Below are 16,995 nucleotides of genomic sequence, written 5' to 3' on the forward strand. Positions count from 1 at the left end.
TCTGCCCGTTGCCCGTTCAGTTGCCGCACCACGCGCCTGGATCCTGCCTCAAACCTGTTCAGACCTTCCAAATCCCGGCTTGCTGCACCTGCGAAGGCCCCGCGCCTTCACGGGAACAACAGGGACACAGGGCCGAACGGCCGGGGAAGGTGATGATGAACAAACTGTCCGCGATGCTGGCGCTGACCACCGCGATGGGGCTGGCGACCGGGGCCATGGCGCAGGAAGGCGAGCCGATCAGGATCGGCGTGCTGCATTCGCTGTCGGGCACCATGGCGATTTCGGAAACGACGCTGAAGGACACGGTCCTGATGATGGTCGAACAGCAGAATGCCAAGGGCGGGCTTCTGGGCCGCCCGCTGGAAGCCGTGGTGGTGGACCCCGCGTCCGACTGGCCTCTGTTTGCCGAAAAGGCGCGCGAGTTGCTGACCGTTTCCGAGGTGGACACGATCTTCGGCTGCTGGACCAGCGTGTCGCGCAAGTCGGTCCTGCCGGTGATCGAGGAACTGAACGGCCTGCTGTTCTATCCTGTCCAGTACGAAGGCGAGGAATCTTCCAGGAACGTGATCTATACCGGCGCCGCGCCGAACCAGCAGGCGATCCCGGCGGTGGACTACATGGCCGAGGAACTGGGCGTCGAGAAATGGGCGCTGCTGGGCACGGATTACGTGTATCCGCGCACCACGAACAACATCCTGGACGCCTATCTGAAGGGCAAGGGCGTGGCGGAAGGCGACATCTTCGTCAACTACACCCCCTTCGGCCATTCCGACTGGTCCAAGATCGTGGCCGATGTCGTCGCGCTTGGGGCGGACGGCAAGAAGGTGGGCGTGGTGTCCACCATCAACGGCGACGCGAACGTGGGCTTCTACAAGGAACTGGCGGCGGCAGGTGTCAGCGCCGACGACATCCCGGTCATGGCGTTTTCAGTGGGCGAGGAGGAACTGGCGGGCCTGGATACCGCGAACCTGGTCGGGCACCTGGCCGCCTGGAACTATTTCCAGACCGCCGAATCTGACGCCAACACCGCCTTCATCGAGGAATGGAAGGCCTTCATCGGCGACGACGAACGGGTGACCAACGACCCGATGGAGGCCACGGTGATCGGCTTCAACGCCTGGGTCGCGGCGGTCGAAAAGGCCGGCACCACCGATGTCGACCCGGTGCTGGACGCCATCGTGGGCGTTGAGGTTCCGAACCTGACCGGCGGCACCGCCACGATCCTGCCGAACCACCACCTGACCAAGCCCGTCCTGATCGGGGAAATCCGCGAGGACGGCCAGTTCGACATCGTCAGCCAGACCGAGCCCGTGCCGGGCGACGCCTGGACCGACTTCCTGCCGGAATCCGCCAAGCTGGACGCCGACTGGCCGGGCAAGGACTGCGGAATGTTCAACACCGAGACGAACGCCTGCGTGCAGGTCCAGTCCAACTATTGACCCGTCGGGGCGGCTCTCTCCGCCCCTTCTTTTCCGGGAATACGCCCATGATCCGCCCGCTGATCGTTCTTGCCGTGACGCTGTTTCTGGCGGCGCCCGCCGCGGCCAACCCCGCGCTTGAAGCGGTCATTGCCGACAACCTGGACCAGATCGAGAAGCCCTCGCGCCGATCGGTGGAACCGCTGGTGGGCCGGATCGCGGCCACTGGTCCCGAAGGTCTGACCCTGCTGTCCGCCTGGGCCGACCGGTCGCTGGGCGTCACGGATGACGGGCGGCTGCTGATCGTGGCCGGTGATACGGCCACCGACGCGGTGACGGGCCAGCCCGTTCCCGGCGCCGATCCAAAAATGCTGCGCCCCAATTCGGGCGTGCGCGGCGTGATCGAATCTGTCCTGGTCGCGAGTGAGATTTCCAATCCCGACCCAGTGCGCCGGGCCGCCGCCCTGGCCTCCATCGCCCGCGACGGCACGGCCGAGCATCTAGCAGCCCTGCGATCTGCCGCGCCCGAAGCCGATCCTGCCCTGGCCTTGCAGCGCGATCGCGTGGCCAGCCTTTTGACGATCCGCTTCGATCCCGACCCCGCCGTCCGCGTCGCGGCCATCGACGACCTGGCGGGCGGGGTGGGCCTCGACTTTCGTGCAGCGCTGAACCCGCTGCTGGTGACAACGCGCATTGCCGCGCCCGCCGAACCGGATGCCAACATCGCCCGCGAACTGACCGTTGGCGACGACGATTTCCCGCGCGAGGCCGCCATTGCCCTGCTGACCAGCCAGGGCATCCTGCAACCCCGCCTGACCCCGGCTGATCAGCGCAACGCGCTTGCCGCCAACATCGTGAACGGAAGCGTGGGCGGCGTCCCGGTGGCGGATTTGTCCGACCCCGCCGCCCGTGACCGCGCCTACGAGGCGCTTGAGGCCTCGGGCGCGGTCCCCCCCGCCGCAACGGACGGCGAGGCTGACGCGGCAATCGCCGCCAATCGGTTTTTCGAAACCTACGCAGAACCCAACGCCGCCGTGACCGACGCCGCCCGTGCCGCGCAAACCGGCGCGCAGGTGCGGCTGGCGGCCATGACCGGCATCGACCTGGGGCTGGACGCGCTGTCCTTGGCCTCGATCTATTTCCTGGCGGCCATCGGGCTGGCGGTGACCTTCGGGGTAATGCGCGTCATCAACATGGCGCATGGCGAGTTCATCATGATGGGTGCCTATACCGGCTATGTGGTGCAAACCCTGATCGCCGACCGCACCCTGTCGCTGGTCGTGGCCCTGCCGCTGGCCTTCGTCGTAACCTTCGGCGCGGGGGTGCTGCTCTATCGGCTGGTCATCCGCCACCTGGCGCGGCGTCCGCTGGAGACGCTGCTGGCGACCTTCGGTGTGTCCATCGCGCTGCAACAGCTTGCCAAGAATATCTTCGGCACCCAGGCTCGCCCGCTGACCGCGCCCGCCTGGCTGGAAGGATCCATCACCGTCAACGACGTGATCTCGATTTCCTCGATCCGGGTGGCGATCTTCGTGCTGGCCCTGCTGTTCCTGGGCCTGTTCCTATTCATCATGAAGCGCACCCGGCTTGGGCTGGAGGTCCGCGCCGTGACCCAGAACCCCGGCATGGCGGCGTCGATGGGCATCAACCCCGATCGCATCGCCATGATGACCTTTGGCCTGGGGTCAGGCATCGCGGGCATCGCGGGCGTGGCCATCGGGCTGTTCGCGCAGGTCACCTCGGAACTGGGCCAGCAATACATCGTGCAAAGCTTCATGACCGTAGTCGTGGGGGGCGTGGGCAACATCTGGGGCACGCTGGCGGGCGCCACGCTGATCGGCGGGCTGTCCAAGGTGATCGAGGCGCTGAACCCCGCCAACACCCTGGCGGCGCAGACCTTCATGATCCTGTTCATCATCATCTTCATCCAGTTCCGCCCGCGCGGCATCATCCCGCAACGCGGCCGCGCGGCAGAGGCGTGACATGACCCGGCAACCCTTCATCCTGCGCAACCCCTCGATCCTGGTGGTGCTGGCGGTTCTGGCCGTCTTCACTGTCGCCGTGACCCTGCTGAGCCAGGCCTATGGCACCGGGCTGATCCCCACATCCACCGTGAAGGTTCTGGGCAAGACCCTGTGCCTGGCGCTTGCGGCGGTGGCGATGGATCTGGTCTGGGGCTACCTGGGGATCCTGTCGCTGGGGCAGATGGCGTTCTTTGCCCTTGGCGGATACCTGATCGGGCAATGGCTGATGTATGCGCGGACCGAAGGCATCGTCGCGGCATCCATGGCCGGAAATCCCATTCCACCCACCCCACAGGAATTGCAGGAGGGCGTCGCCAACCAGATCTTCGGCGTGGTCGGATCGTCCGACCTGCCGCTGGCCTGGTCCTTCGCCCATTCGCTGCCGATCCAGCTTCTGCTGGTCCTGGCGGTGCCCGGCCTGCTGGCCCTGGTCTTCGGATGGCTGGCCTTCCGCAGCCGCGTCAACGGGGTCTATCTGTCGATCCTGACCCAGGCGATGACGCTGGCCTTGGCCTTGTGGCTGTTCCAGAACGACAGCGGCTTTCGCGGCAACAACGGACTGTCGGGCCTGCAGAACATTCCCGGCCTCGACTCGGTCGATCAGGCGACGCTGTCGGTCTGGTTCCTGTGGGCCTCGGCCATGACCCTGGGGCTGGCTTACGTCTTGGCCGCCTGGCTTGTCAGCGGCAAGTTCGGAAGCGTGATCCGCGCGATCCGCGACGACGAGACCCGCGTGCGCTTCCTGGGCTATCCGGTCGAGGGCTTCAAGCTGGTGGTCTTCACCCTCGCCGCGGTGATCACCGCCATCGCGGGGGCGCTGTATTACCCGCAGGCAGGGATCATCAACCCGGCGGAACTGATGCCCATCGCGTCGATCTATCTGGCGGTCTGGGTGGCGATCGGCGGACGCGGCAGGCTGTATGGCGCGATCATCGGCGCGGTCGTCGTCTCGCTGCTGTCAAGCTGGTTCACCGGCGGGCGGGCGCCGGGGATCCGCCTGCCGGGCTATACGGTGAACTGGGTGGACTGGTGGCAGGTGGCGCTTGGCATCAGCTTCGTGGGGGTCACGCTGTTCGCGCCCAAGGGCATCGCGAGCATCGTCGATTGGCTGGGCGGATTGCGCCCGCCGCAGCGGCATGGCCGTGACCTTGGTCCCGATCAGGGCGCGTTGCAGGAACAGGAGGCCAAGGCATGACGGCGCTGCTGGAGGTGGACGGCATTTCCGTCAGCTTTGACGGGTTCCGGGCGATCAACAACCTGTCCTTCAGCATCGGCCCTGCCGAGTTGCGGGCCGTGATCGGTCCCAATGGGGCGGGCAAGACCACCTTCATGGACATCGTGACCGGCAAGACCCGCCCCGACGCGGGCGACGTGAAATGGGGCAGCCCGCCGAAATCGCTGCTGCGCATGAACGAGGCGCAGATTGCCCGCGAGGGCGTGGGGCGCAAGTTCCAGCGTCCCACCGTCTTCGAGGACCAGAGCGTCGCGGACAACCTGACCATGGCGCTGAAGGCCAACCGCAGCCCCTTTGCCGTGCTGGGCTGGCGGCCCTCGCGCGCGTCAGCGGAACGGGTCGCGGACCTGGCCTCCGAGGTCGGCCTGGCAGCCCAGGTCGCCCGCAAGGCCGGGGAATTGTCCCATGGGCAAAAGCAATGGCTGGAAATCGGGATGCTGCTGGCATCGGCCCCGCGCCTGCTGCTGGTCGATGAACCCGCCGCCGGCATGACGCTGGCGGAACGAGAGCAAACCACGGCCCTGCTGGTGCGGCTGGCGCAGGCCCGCGCCGTGGTGGTGGTGGAACACGACATGGACTTCGTGCGCCGCCTGAACTGCAAGGTCACGGTCCTGCACCAGGGGTCGGTGCTGGCGGAAGGTTCCCTGGACCATGTGACCCGCAATCCCGACGTTGTCGAAGTCTATCTGGGGCGCTGAAAGATGCTGGAAGCCACCAACCTGACCCTGCATTACGGCGGAAGCCAGATCCTGCACGGGATCGACATCACGGCCCGCCCCGGAACCGTGACCTGCGTGATGGGCAACAACGGCGTGGGCAAGACATCGCTGATGAACCTGCTGGCCGGGCGGCATCCCCGATCCGGTGGCACCCTGCAGTTCGACGGCCGTGACCTGGGGCGCGTCACGGCGCAAGCAATGGCGCGCATGGGGGTGGGCTATGTCCCGCAGGGGCGCGCGATCTTTCCCATGCTGACCGTGCGCGAGAACCTGGAGACGGGATTCGCCTGCCTGCCCCGCAGGGACCGCCGCATCCCGGACGACATCTTCGACAGCTTCCCCGTCCTGGCGGAAATGGCCCACCGACGCGGCGGCGACCTGTCGGGCGGCCAGCAGCAGCAGCTTGCCATTGCCCGCGCCCTGATCACAAGACCGCGCGTCCTGCTGCTGGACGAACCGACCGAGGGGATCCAGCCCAACATCATCGCCCAGATCGGCCGCGTCATCGCGGGCCTGCGAGACCGGGGCGACATGGCGGTTGTCCTGGTCGAACAGTTCTTCGATTTCGCCTGGGACCTGGGCGATGATTTCCTGGTCCTGGAACGCGGCCGCGCGGTGATGCAAGGCCCCAAGGCCAGCCTGCGCCGCGCCGACCTGCATGCAAGGCTTTCCGGCCACGCGGCGGCGTGATCAGGCCACGAACGGCATCCGGCTTTCCTTTTTCGCCAGGCTTGGGTTCAATCACACGGTCCGCCATGTGGTGCCCGCGCAAGCGCCAAGTCGATGCGGCGCTATCGCTTGCGTTCCCAGCGGCCGCCTTCCTCGGACCAGTATTCCGCCGCGACGCCCCCGCCGGTCAGCACCCGCCATTGGTCGCGCGCCCGGGCAGTGGCCGCCGCATCGCCGCCGTCGAAGATGATGCAGGCGCGTTCCAGGGCCTGCACCTCGGAAGGCGTGACCTCGGCCCCGTCAAGCGCCATCAGGCAGGCGGGATCGTTGGCGGCCCGCTGCCCGGCCAGCGTCAACAACACGGGCTGTCGCGCGTCATGCGGACCGCCGGCTAAGCCGTGCGGCAGGAAGCCGTCGCCTTGCCACAGGTGCAGATCCAGCCGCTCCATCCGGCCCGGATCCGTGCCGCGCAGTTCCACGTGCCAGCCCGCCGCCAGCGACTTGCCGATCAGTTGCGGCAACAGGCTTTCGGCGGGGGACCGGGTCAGGTGATAGAACAGCGCGTTGCCCACCGGGCCTATTTCGCCTCGTAGCCGTCACGGACCAGGCGATCCAGCGTCATCACCCCCCAGCCGGTCGCACCCTTAGGCGCAAGGTCGGTGGCGGCTGGCGGCAGCGCCACGCCCGCGATGTCGATATGCGCCCAGGGGGTGCCTTTGCGGATGAAGCGTTGCAGGAACTGCGCCGCCGTGATCGACCCCGCCGCGCGCCCGCCGGTGTTCTTCATGTCGGCCAGGCGCGACTTGATCAGGGTGTCATAGGGCTGGCCCAGCGGCAGGCGCCAGGCACCCTCGCCCTCGGCCTTGGCGGCGGCCAGGATGCTGTCGGCCAGCGCGTCGTCGTTGGCAAAGACGCCCGCATTGTCGTGGCCAAGCGCGATGATCACCGCCCCGGTCAGCGTCGCCAGATCGATCACGGCCGAAGGGTTGAAGCGGGTCTGCGCATACCACAGCACATCGGCCAGCACCAAGCGGCCCTCGGCATCGGTGTTGATCACCTCGATCGTGTCGCCCTTCATGGACCGCACGATGTCGCCGGGACGCTGGGCACGGCCGTCGGGCATGTTTTCCACCAGGCCCACCAGGCCCACGACATTGGCTTTCGCCCGGCGCAGCGCCAGCGTGCGCATCACGCCCGCGACAACGCCCGCGCCGCCCATGTCCATGGTCATCTCCTCCATGCCCGCGGCAGGCTTGATGGAAATGCCGCCGGTGTCGAAGACCACGCCCTTGCCGACCAGGGCCAAGGGCGCCTCGTCGCCGCCGCCATTCCAGTGCATCACCACGACCTTGGACGGGCTTTCCGAACCCTGCCCCACGCCCAGCAGCGCGCGCATCCCCAGTTCGGCCAGCTGGTCCTCCTCCAGCACCTCCACGGTCAGGCCGATCTCCTCCATCGCCTTCAGGCGGTCGGCGAAATCGCTGGTGGTCAGGACGTTGGCCGGTTCGTTGACCAGATCGCGGGTGAAGAACACGCCTTCGGCAACCGCCGCCGCGTCCTGGGCGAACTTCGCCAGGGCCTCGGGGCCTTCGGCCATGAAGGTCACGCGGGCCTTTTCGCTGACCGGCTCGGCGGGCGTTTCCGGGGCGCTGTCGGCCTGGGCATCGGCCAGAACCGCCGTGTCGGGTTCATGCGTGATGCTTTGCGGGATCGGGTCGGCGCCTGCGTCCCCATCACCCTCGACGGGCTTTGTCTGATAAACGGAAAAATCATATCCCCGCAGCGCGATGCCCAACGCCACCTCGTTGGCCAGCGGATGCGCGCCCGCCAGCACCAGCGTATGGGTCTTGCCCAGCTTGGCGCCGATGGCCGCCCCCGCCTTGCGCGCCTGGTCCACGGTGGCATCGTCGGGCAGCGCCACCAGCGTCAGGGCATCCGCCTCCATCCCCGCCGGAAAAGCCAGTTCCAGGGCCGCGCCGGGCTTCAGCGCCTTGCCCGCCCTGGAGTCCATCGCCCGCCGCGCCGCCTGCCGGGTCGCGTCCGGCAGGCCCGGCGGCAGGTCGCCCCCCGGGGCGACGATCATTGCCACCCGTCCCTGATGCCCGGCCAGACGGTCGGCGGCGGTTTCGGTAAAGGTGATTTCGACGGGGTGGGTCATGGCGTCCTCATCATTCTGCGGATCAAAGCCTAGACGCCCCGCGCACCCTTTTCCAGAGCCGCCCTTGCCGCTAAGCAAGGATGTGACTGCCGCCCCAAGGACACCCCCCCGCGATATGCCCCGGATCGACCGCTATATCCTCAGCCAGTTGCTGATCCTGTTCGGGTTCTTCGCCCTGGTGCTGGTGTCGGTTTACTGGATCAACCGCGCGGTCAGCCTATTTGACGATCTTCTCAGCGACGGGCAGACCGCGCTTGTGGTGCTGGAATTCACGGCGCTTACGCTGCCCCTTGTGATCTCGGTCGTGCTGCCGGTGGCGGGCTTTGCGGCCGCGGCCTATGGCACGAACCGGATGGCGGGTGAATCGGAACTGGTCGCCATGCAGGCGGCGGGGCTGTCGCCCTGGCGGCTGGCGCGGCCGGTGTTGGTTTTCGGCGTCTTCGTGGGGCTGATGGTGGCGGTGCTGGTCCACGGCCTTGTTCCCCTGGCCCGCGCGCGGCTGGCCGACCGGCAGGCGGAACTGGCCCAGGACGTGACCGAGCAGTTCCTGCGCCCCGGCAGCTTTCAATACCCGGCGGACGGCATCACCCTGTTCATCCGCGACATCGCCGCCGACGGCCGCCTGCTGGATCTGTTCATCGAGGATGCGCGCGATCCCGCGAACCAGGTGATCTATACGTCCGAGGAAGCCCTGGTCGTGCGCACGGATACCGGACCGGTGCTGATCCTGTTGCGCGGCATGTCGCAGAACCTGCGCCAGGCGGGGGACCGCCCGTCGCTGGCGGTCACGCGGTTCGGGGAATTCAGCTATGACATCGGGGCCATGCTGACCGGCGGCGGGCAAAAAGGCCGCGACCTGCGCGACTACGGCACGCTGCGCTTGTTGAACCCGGATGCCGATCTGCTGGCCGCCACCGGGGCCACCGCGCCCGATGCCCGGCGCGAGGCGCATGAAAGGATCGCCCAGCCGCTATTGTCGCCCATCGCCGCGATGATCGGATTTGCCACGCTTCTGATCGGCGGCTATTCGCGGTTCGGCGTGTGGCGGCAGGTGCTGTGGGCGATCCTCGGGCTCATCGTGGTGCAGTTTCTGACCAATGCCGCCGCCAACCAGGTCGGACGCGACCCTGCCCTTTGGCCGCTGCTCTATGTTCCGGCGGCGGCGGGCACGGTGATGTGCCTGGGGCTTTTGTGGCTGGCAGGCAAGCCGCGCCGCCTGAAGCACAGGGGCGCACCGGCATGATCCTGGCCCGCTATGTCGCGCGCCGCTTTCTGCGGTCCTTTGTCACGATCACCGGGGCGTTCCTGCTGATCCTGCTTCTGATCGACATGATCGAGATGATCCGCCGGTTTTCCGACCGCGACATCGGCCTGGGCGGCGCCCTGGGGCTGGCGGGATTGAACGTCGCTTCCAGCTTTTATTCGATCCTGCCCTTGCTGACGGTGCTGGCGGGGATCGCGCTGTTCCTGAACCTGGCGCGCACGTCGGAAATGGTGGCGATCCGGGCATCGGGCCGATCCGCGCTGAAGGTCGTCACCGCCCCTGCCGTCACGGCCGCGCTTGTGGGCGCGCTGACTGTGGCGCTGCTGAACCCCCTGGTCGCCGTTACCGGCGCGCGCTTTGACGAGGCCGTGGCCCGGATCGACCGCGACAGCCGCCAGACGGTATCGGTGGGCGACAGCGCCGTCTGGCTGCGCCAGGCCGTGACCGAGGGGGCCGAGGAATCGGGCCAGATCGTCATCCGCGCCCGCCGCGCCAGCCCCGATGCGACGACGCTTTACGACGCCACCTTCATGGTCTTCGACGAAGCGGCCGGTCCGGTCCGCCGGATCGAGGCCCGGCAGGCCAGGCTGGTGCCTGGCCAGTGGGAACTGTCCGATGTCCGCGACTATCCCCTGTCAAATGCCAATCCCGAAGCTGCGGCCACGTCCGCCGACCGGATGGAACTGGCATCCGACCTGACCGCGCAGCGCATCCGCGAGGGCTTTGGCCGTCCCGAGGCGGTGCCGGTCTGGCAACTGCCGGGCTTTATCGCGGGACTTGAGCGGGCGGGCTTTTCGGCCGCGCGCCACAAGGTCTGGTTGCAGATGGAATTGGCGCGGCCCTTCCTGATGGGGGCGATGGTGCTGATCGCCGCCGCCTTTACCATGCAGCACGTCCGGGGACGCAAGACCGGCGGGGCAGTGCTGCTGGCCTTCGGGGCCGGGATCGGGCTGTTCTTTCTGCGCAATCTGGCGCAGGTTCTGGGCGACAATGGCCAGGTGCCGCCCTTGCTGGCAGGATGGACGCCGCCCCTGGTCGGCGGGCTTCTGGCCCTGGCGCTGATCCTGGCGCGGGAGGACGGATGACGGCGCGCGTGCTGAAGGGCTGGGCATTGGGGCTGGCATTGCTGCCGGGTATGGCGCTTGGCCAGACGGTACTGTCCCAGGATCCGGGCCTGGGCGCAGGCAGCCTGGGCGGCCCAAGCACCTTCCGCTGGACCGACGAGGCTGCCCTGGCGCCCACCGCCGACCCCTTGGGCAACAGCATCCTGGGCGACCGCACCCCTGATGCCACCCCCTTGCGGGCCGCGGCCCCCGACACGGACGTGACCCTGCCCGCCCGCCCGCTGGACGGACCACGCGACGATGCGGCAACGGTTTTGGCCGACAGCATGGTCCTGCAAGGCGACCAGACGCTGATTGCGGCGGGCGGCGTGGTCGTCTGGTACCAGGGTGCCCGGCTGGTGGCCTCCCGCATCGTCGTGGACGGTCCATCGGGCGACCTGACCATAGAAGGCCCGATCCACCTGTCCCGCCCCGGTGCCGTGGACCCCGATGCCGAGGCGATCCTGATTGCCGACAGCGGCCAGCTGGACCGCGAATTGCAGGACGGCATCATCCGGGGCGCGCGTCTGGTGCTGGCCCGCGAATTGCAGCTTGCCGCCACCGAACTGACCCGCACCGGAAACGGCCGGACCACCACCTTGCGCCAGGTTGTCGCCTCAAGCTGCCAGATTTGCGCCAGCGACCCGACCCCCTTGTGGGAGATTCGCGCCCGCAGCATCACCCATGATGCGGAAACCCGGCTGCTGACCTTTGATCATCCGCAATTCCGCGCCTGGGGCATCCCGCTTGCCGCCGCGCCCTTTACCGTGACCGCCCCCGATCCCACGGTCGAACGTCGCACGGGCTTTCTGCGGCCGGAATTCCGGACAACCTCGGGGCTGGGGTTCGGGATCAAACTTCCCTATTTCGTCACCCTGGGCGATCATGCGGATGTGACGGTCACGCCCTATGTCTCGGCCAGCCGGACGCGGACGCTGGAACTGCGTTACAGGCAAGCCTGGTCGAATGGCGTGACCGAATGGAACGGCGCGGTCAGCCGCGATGACATCGAGGCGGGCGAGACGCGGGGATACGTCTTTGGCAATGCCTTGGTCGACCTGCCGCGCGGCTATCGCCTGGGGGTCCAGGTTCAGGCGGCATCCGACCGAGGATATCTGCTGGATTACGACATCACCGAGGCAGACCGGCTGTGGAGCGGCTTTACCGTGGAACGCGTGACCCGCGACAAGCTGTTCTTCGGGCGCGTCGGCAATTACCATTCCCTGCGCGACGACGAAGACAACAGCACCTCGCCCGCCCAGGTGGCCGACGTGATCTGGCAGCGCAGCTTCAGCCCCCGCTATATCGGCGGGCAGGCGGCCCTGGAATGGTCGGTCCATGCGCATCGCCGCCCGTCCGACCAGGATCAGGTGGGGCGCGACATGGCCCGCGCCTCGGTAGGCCTTGACTGGCGGCGCAGCGAGATCCTTGCGGGCGGCGTGGTGGGCGCGGCCCTGGCGGGAATCGACGCCGACATTTACCGCATCGCGCAGGACAGCCGGTTTGACGACCTCGTGGCGCGCGCCGACCCGATGGTGGGCGTGGAATTGCGATGGCCGCTGATCGGCGGCAGCGACGGGGCGACGCATCTGGTCGAACCCGTGGCGCAGATCCTGTATTCCCCGTCAGGGAACGACGACGACATCCCGAACGAGGACAGCCGCCTGGTCGAGTTCGACGAAGGCAACCTGTTTTCCGACAACCGCTTCCCGGGCTGGGACGCGCGCGAAGGGGGCCTGCGCGCCAACCTGGGCGTGACCTGGACCCGCATGGACCCGACAGGCTGGTCGCTGGCCCTGACAGGGGGCCGGGTGCTGCGCGCCGATCCCGAACCCGCCTTCCCCGAGGGATCCGCCTTGTCGGGGACCCGTTCGGATTGGCTGGTGGCAGCGCAGTATGACAGCGGGACGGGCCTTGCCATTGCCAACCGGGCGCTGTTCGACGACGGCCTGGATATGTCGCGCAACGAATTGCGGCTGGGCTGGCTGCGCAACGATCTGCAACTGTCGGCAGGTCATCTGTGGCTGGACGGCGATGACGGGAATCCGGAACGCCCCACCACCAGCGAACTGGCCGCCAATGTCGGATGGCAGATTCGCGACGGCTGGTGGGGCAGTGCCGAAACCCGCTATGATTTCGTGGCTGACCGGGCGCAGCGCGCGTCGCTGGACCTGACCTATCGCAACGAATGCCTGACGGTTGACATGGGCGTCTCGCGCCGCTTCACCAGTTCGGACAGCGTGCGGGCAGAAACCAGCCTGGGTCTGTCGGTTCGCCTGGGTGGTTTCGGGACACAGGAAGACTTGCCGGGCACGGTGGCGCGCCGGTCCTGCATACGCTAAGGTTTGTGCCAAGAAACGAACACAAAGGGGCAGCAGATGCGGCATTTCCTTTCCGGCCTCGCCTTGACGGCGGCCCTGACGGCGGCGCCCGCGCCGATCCTGGCGCAGAACCTGTTCGAGCCGGTGGTTTATATCAACAACGCCGCCATCACCCGATACGAGGTCGGGCAGCGCCAGCGGTTCATGCAGATCGTGGGTGCGCCGAACACCACCCCCGCCGAGGCGAAGCAGGCGTTGATCGACGACCGGCTGCGCAATTACGCGGCGCGGCAGCTGGGGATTGTCCCTACCGACGAAGGCCTGCAGAACGGGCTTGAGGAATTTGCAAGCCGGGCCGGCCTGTCTGCGGCCGAATTCACCGCTGCCCTGGAAAACGCGGGCGTCGAACCCCAGGCTTATCGCGATTTCGTCAGCGCGGGCCTGGTGTGGCGGTCGGTCATCCGCGAACGCGTGGTCCCCCGGATCAAGGTGTCGGATGCCGAGGTGGACCAGGAACTGCGCCGCGTGGTCGAAACGCCGATCCTGTCGCGGGTGCTGATTTCCGAACTGATCATTCCCGCTCCGCCGGGCCAGGAACAGCAGGCCCTGAACCTGGCCCGACAGATCGCCGGCGCGGGGCTGTCGTCGGACGAATTCGAGGCTGCGGCGCGGCAATATTCCGCCGCCGAATCGGCGCAGGCGGGCGGGCGGCTGGCTTGGGTCAACATCGACAATCTGCCCCCCGGCCTGCGTCCGGTGATCACCGCCCTGCAGCCCGGCCAAACCACCCAGCCGCTGACGGTCGAGGGCGCGGTCGTGCTGTTCCACCTGCGCGACAGCCAGGGGACGCTGCGACCCGGTGCGACGGAACAGGTGATCGACTATGCGACCCTGCGCCTGGCGTCCGCCGCGGATGCAGCAACCCTGGCCGCGCGGGCGCTGTCCTGCGACGACCTGTATGTCCAGGCAGGGGCGCAAGCGGGCCAGGTGCAGCGCCAGACTGTGCCGCAAGGCGCGATCCCGACGCTTGTCGCGCAACGCCTGGCCTCGATGGACGCGGACGAGGCCGGCGTGGTCGATTATGGCAACGGCGCCGATCTGGTGATGCTGTGTTCCCGCCAGCCTGCCCTGGTGGCGGACATGGCGGCCGACGTGCCCACGACCGCCCTGCCGGACGACGGGGTCGAGGCCGCGGTGCCGGGCGCAAGCGACCTGCCCACCCGCGAGGCCGTGCGCGACGAGATCTTCAACCGCAAGGCCAATGCCGCCGCCGAAGCCTATCTGGCCGAATTGCGGGCCGAAGCCATCATCCGCCGCCCGTGACGGCGGGCCGCATCATCCTGACCTGCGGCGAACCGGCGGGCGTCGGGCCGGAACTGGCCCCGCAGGCGCTTGCGTCCGGTGTGGATTTCGCCTGGATGGGCGATCCGCGCCATCTGCCTGCGGGCACGGCCTTCACGGAAATCGCCGCGCCCGGCGATCCGGTGCCTGCCGGGCATCTGGCCGTGCTGCGCCACGATTTTGCCGCGCCCGCCGAACCGGGCCGCCCCGACCCTGCCAATGCGGCAGGCGTGATCGACGTGATCGCACGCGCGGTGGATCTGGCGATGTCGGGACGGGCGGCGGGAATCTGCACCCTGCCCATTAGCAAGCAGGCGCTGAAGAAAGGCGCGGGCTTTGCCTTTCCGGGCCATACCGAATACCTGGCCCATCTGGCCGGTGATGTTCCGGTCGTGATGATGCTGGCCTCGACCACGGTGGATCCGCCCTGCCGCGTGGTGCCCGCGACGATCCATATCCCGTTGCAGGACGTGCCCACCGCGCTGACCGATGCGGTTCTGGAACAGGCGATCCGCATCACGCACGCCGCGATGATCCGCGACTTCGGTATCCCCGCTCCGCGACTGGCGGTTGCGGGACTAAACCCCCATGCGGGCGAAGGCGGCACGATGGGCCGCCAGGAAACCGACTGGATGGTTTCCCTGCTGGCGCGCCTGCGGGCCGAGGGCTTTGACCTGGCCGGCCCCCTGCCCGCCGACACGATGTTCCACGCCCCCGCCCGCGCCCGATACGACGCGGCGGTCTGCGCTTATCACGACCAAGCGCTGATCCCCATCAAGACGCTGGATTTCGCGGGCGGCGTGAATGTGACGCTGGGCCTGCCGTTCATCCGCACCTCGCCCGACCACGGCACCGCCTTTGACATCGCGGGACGGGGCATCGCCGACCCGGCCTCGACCATCGCCGCCTTGCGCATGGCCCGCGACATGGCGGCGGCGCGGGCATGACCACCATCGACAACCTGCCCCCCCTGCGCGAGGTGATCGCCCGCCACGACCTGCGCGCGAAAAAGCAGCTGGGCCAGAACTTCCTGCTGGACCTGAACCTGACCGCCAAGATCGCACGCCAGGCGGGCGACATGACGCAATGCGACGTGCTGGAAATCGGTCCCGGTCCTGGCGGACTGACGCGCGGACTGCTGGCCGAAGGGGCGCGCCATGTCCTGGCCATCGAAAAGGACGCCCGCGCCCTGCCTGCCTTGCAGGAAATCGCCGACCGCTATCCGGGGCGACTGACGGTGATCCATGGCGACGCCCTGGACATCGACCCGCTGGCGCATCTGACCCCGCCGATCCGAATCGCGGCGAACCTGCCCTATAATGTCGGAACGGAGCTGCTGATCCGCTGGCTGACGCCGCCCGACTGGCCGCCCTTCTGGCAATCGCTGACGCTGATGTTCCAGAAAGAGGTCGCGGAAAGGATCGTCGCCGCACCGGGCAGCAAGACCTACGGTCGCCTGGCGCTGCTGGCCCAGTGGCGGGCGGATGCACGCATCGTGATGACCCTTCCGCCCGAGGCTTTCGTGCCCGCGCCCAAGATCCATTCCGCCGTGGTCCATCTGACCGCCCTGCCCGCCCCCCGCTTTCCCGCCGACCCGGCGATCCTGTCGCAGGTGACGGCAGCGGGTTTCAACCAGCGGCGCAAGATGCTGCGCGCGTCCTTGCGGGGCCTGCATCCCCAGATCGAGGCGCTGCTAGAACAGGCGCAGATCCCCCCCACCGCACGGGCCGAGGAGATCGAACTGGAACGGTTCTGCGCGCTGGCCCGCGCCTTGGAGGCCGCCCGCAGCGGGCATTGAAAAGGGCCGCTGGCTGATTGCCGCGGCCCCTTGTTCTATTCCTCGCCGGTGGCGGGCGTATCCTCGGACCTTGTCTCGTCCTCGGGCGCCTTGCGTCGGCCGCGCGGGGTGCGAGGTGCCGCAGGCTTTTCGCCACGCGGCGCGCGCGGGGCGCGGCTGCGGGCAGGCTTGGACGCGGCCTCGGGCGTCTCGACTGGGCCTGCGGTTTCGTCCTCGGATGTCGTCACGGCGTCCGGCAGGCCCTCGGGCAAGGGTTCCATGACGGGATCCGGCTGGCGAAGTTCCGGCTGCTCCTCCTGGACCTCGGCGACCGGCTCAAAGCGGGGCTGCTCGCGCTGGCCTCCATCGCGGGGGGCCTGGTCGCGGCCGCCTTGATCGCGCTGCTGGTCACGATGCGCGGCATCACGGTTGCCGCTGTCGCGTCCTCCAGTGTCTCGACCGCCACTGTCACGCCCGCCGCTATCCCGCGTGCCGGTGTCACGCCCGCCGGTGTCGCGGCGGGTATGATCGCGTCCGTTGCCGTTTCCGTTTTCGCGGCCGGCATCGTCGCGTCCGCCCCCATCGCGGTTCTGATGCCCGTTATTGTTGCCGTTCGGCTGGGCCTCGCGCCCTTCTTCACCGTCTTGGCGGGGCTGGTGGTATTGCTGGCGCTCGGCCATTTCCTTTTGCGCCTCGCCCAGCATCCGCGTGTAATGCTCGGCGTGTTGCAGAAAGGACTGCTCGGCCACGCGGTCGCCGGACAATTGCGCGTCGCGGGCCAGGCTCAGGTATTTTTCAATGATCTGCTGGGGCGTTCCCCGCACCTTGCCCTCGGGGCCAGAGCTGTCGAAAACGCGGTTGACGACATTGCCAAGCGTGCTGCGCTGGCGGTTCGACTTGTTGCGCGAACGGGATTTTGATGATCTCATCAGTTTATCTGTCGTGATTCCAGTATAATCCGGGATCC

14 protein-coding genes are annotated in these 16,995 nt (G+C 67.9%); 11 read left to right on the forward strand and 3 right to left on the reverse strand.

Annotated features, from left to right (window positions below; translation table 11 throughout):
• Window positions 1-155: 155 nt before the first annotated feature.
• The 5 genes from urtA to urtE are packed head-to-tail and all read left to right on the forward strand — an operon-like array spanning window position 156 to window position 6,085.
• A complete protein-coding gene (urtA, locus tag Q5701_RS08865) occupies window positions 156-1,439 on the forward strand; it encodes an urea ABC transporter substrate-binding protein (RefSeq protein WP_306755379.1) in 1,284 nt (427 codons plus the stop codon).
• 50 nt (window positions 1,440-1,489) lie between these two features.
• On the forward strand, window positions 1,490-3,400 hold the full coding sequence (gene urtB, locus Q5701_RS08870; RefSeq protein ID WP_444875301.1) for an urea ABC transporter permease subunit UrtB: 1,911 nt from the start codon (window positions 1,490-1,492) through the stop codon (window positions 3,398-3,400).
• A gap of 1 nt (window position 3,401) precedes the next feature.
• On the forward strand, window positions 3,402-4,637 hold the full coding sequence (gene urtC, locus Q5701_RS08875) for an urea ABC transporter permease subunit UrtC (RefSeq protein WP_306754883.1): 1,236 nt from the start codon (window positions 3,402-3,404) through the stop codon (window positions 4,635-4,637).
• A complete protein-coding gene (gene urtD / locus Q5701_RS08880) occupies window positions 4,634-5,374 on the forward strand; it encodes an urea ABC transporter ATP-binding protein UrtD (RefSeq protein ID WP_306754884.1) in 741 nt (246 codons plus the stop codon). The genes urtC and urtD overlap by 4 nt, the downstream gene beginning before the upstream one ends.
• Before the next feature lie 3 nt (window positions 5,375-5,377).
• A complete protein-coding gene (urtE, locus tag Q5701_RS08885; protein ID WP_306754885.1) occupies window positions 5,378-6,085 on the forward strand; it encodes an urea ABC transporter ATP-binding subunit UrtE in 708 nt (235 codons plus the stop codon).
• A 101-nt stretch (window positions 6,086-6,186) separates the two neighbouring features.
• Here urtE and Q5701_RS08890 read toward each other — a convergent pair whose 3' ends face one another.
• Both Q5701_RS08890 and Q5701_RS08895 read right to left on the reverse strand, forming a co-directional pair.
• Window positions 6,187-6,636 carry a DNA polymerase III subunit chi gene (locus tag Q5701_RS08890; RefSeq protein ID WP_306754886.1) on the reverse strand — a complete coding sequence of 150 codons (450 nt, stop codon included), beginning with the start codon at window positions 6,634-6,636 and terminating at the stop codon, window positions 6,187-6,189.
• A gap of 5 nt (window positions 6,637-6,641) precedes the next feature.
• Window positions 6,642-8,222, reverse strand: coding sequence for a leucyl aminopeptidase (locus tag Q5701_RS08895; RefSeq protein WP_306754887.1), 1,581 nt, complete (start codon window positions 8,220-8,222; stop codon window positions 6,642-6,644).
• 115 nt (window positions 8,223-8,337) lie between these two features.
• Between Q5701_RS08895 and lptF the strand changes: the two genes are divergently transcribed.
• From lptF to rsmA, 6 genes are read left to right on the forward strand one after another with little or no spacing between them, the layout of a single operon-like run.
• Window positions 8,338-9,465: an LPS export ABC transporter permease LptF gene (lptF, locus tag Q5701_RS08900; protein ID WP_306754888.1), complete on the forward strand. Its 1,128-nt coding sequence runs from the start codon at window positions 8,338-8,340 to the stop codon at window positions 9,463-9,465.
• Window positions 9,462-10,571, forward strand: a complete 1,110-nt coding sequence (gene lptG / locus Q5701_RS08905) for an LPS export ABC transporter permease LptG (protein WP_306754889.1) — start codon at window positions 9,462-9,464, stop codon at window positions 10,569-10,571. Before lptF ends, lptG begins: the two co-directional genes overlap by 4 nt.
• Window positions 10,568-12,931: an LPS-assembly protein LptD gene (locus Q5701_RS08910; protein ID WP_306754890.1), complete on the forward strand. Its 2,364-nt coding sequence runs from the start codon at window positions 10,568-10,570 to the stop codon at window positions 12,929-12,931. Before lptG ends, Q5701_RS08910 begins: the two co-directional genes overlap by 4 nt.
• A gap of 36 nt (window positions 12,932-12,967) precedes the next feature.
• Window positions 12,968-14,233, forward strand: coding sequence for a peptidylprolyl isomerase (locus tag Q5701_RS08915; RefSeq protein ID WP_306754891.1), 1,266 nt, complete (start codon window positions 12,968-12,970; stop codon window positions 14,231-14,233).
• A complete protein-coding gene (gene pdxA, locus Q5701_RS08920; RefSeq protein ID WP_306754892.1) occupies window positions 14,230-15,198 on the forward strand; it encodes a 4-hydroxythreonine-4-phosphate dehydrogenase PdxA in 969 nt (322 codons plus the stop codon). Before Q5701_RS08915 ends, pdxA begins: the two co-directional genes overlap by 4 nt.
• The gene (rsmA, locus tag Q5701_RS08925) at window positions 15,195-16,049 is read left to right on the forward strand and encodes a 16S rRNA (adenine(1518)-N(6)/adenine(1519)-N(6))-dimethyltransferase RsmA (RefSeq protein ID WP_306754893.1); all 855 of its coding nucleotides are present in this window, start codon (window positions 15,195-15,197) and stop codon (window positions 16,047-16,049) included. Before pdxA ends, rsmA begins: the two co-directional genes overlap by 4 nt.
• Window positions 16,050-16,084: 35 nt before the next feature.
• On the opposite strand, the gene Q5701_RS08930 is transcribed toward rsmA, so the two are convergent.
• Complete coding sequence (locus tag Q5701_RS08930) at window positions 16,085-16,957, reverse strand: DUF4167 domain-containing protein (RefSeq protein ID WP_306754894.1); 873 nt, start codon at window positions 16,955-16,957, stop codon at window positions 16,085-16,087.
• Window positions 16,958-16,995 lie beyond the last annotated feature (38 nt).

It is taken from the genome of Paracoccus actinidiae (assembly GCF_030863885.1).
GTDB classification, from domain to species: Bacteria; Pseudomonadota; Alphaproteobacteria; order Rhodobacterales; family Rhodobacteraceae; genus Paracoccus; species Paracoccus everestensis.

Bases quoted from the DNA above. Each gene is read 5' to 3' on its own strand.
- urtA (WP_306755379.1), top strand. From the start codon at position 156: ATGAACAAACTGTCCGCGATGCTGGCGCTGACCACCGCGATGGGGCTG.
- urtC (WP_306754883.1), top strand. From the start codon at position 3,402: ATGACCCGGCAACCCTTCATCCTGCGCAACCCCTCGATCCTGGTGGTG.
- urtD (WP_306754884.1), top strand. From the start codon at position 4,634: ATGACGGCGCTGCTGGAGGTGGACGGCATTTCCGTCAGCTTTGACGGG.
- urtE (WP_306754885.1), top strand. From the start codon at position 5,378: ATGCTGGAAGCCACCAACCTGACCCTGCATTACGGCGGAAGCCAGATC.
- Q5701_RS08895 (WP_306754887.1), bottom strand. From the start codon at position 8,222: ATGACCCACCCCGTCGAAATCACCTTTACCGAAACCGCCGCCGACCGT.
- lptF (WP_306754888.1), top strand. From the start codon at position 8,338: ATGCCCCGGATCGACCGCTATATCCTCAGCCAGTTGCTGATCCTGTTC.
- lptG (WP_306754889.1), top strand. From the start codon at position 9,462: ATGATCCTGGCCCGCTATGTCGCGCGCCGCTTTCTGCGGTCCTTTGTC.
- Q5701_RS08910 (WP_306754890.1), top strand. From the start codon at position 10,568: ATGACGGCGCGCGTGCTGAAGGGCTGGGCATTGGGGCTGGCATTGCTG.
- Q5701_RS08915 (WP_306754891.1), top strand. From the start codon at position 12,968: ATGCGGCATTTCCTTTCCGGCCTCGCCTTGACGGCGGCCCTGACGGCG.
- rsmA (WP_306754893.1), top strand. From the start codon at position 15,195: ATGACCACCATCGACAACCTGCCCCCCCTGCGCGAGGTGATCGCCCGC.
- Q5701_RS08930 (WP_306754894.1), bottom strand. From the start codon at position 16,957: ATGAGATCATCAAAATCCCGTTCGCGCAACAAGTCGAACCGCCAGCGC.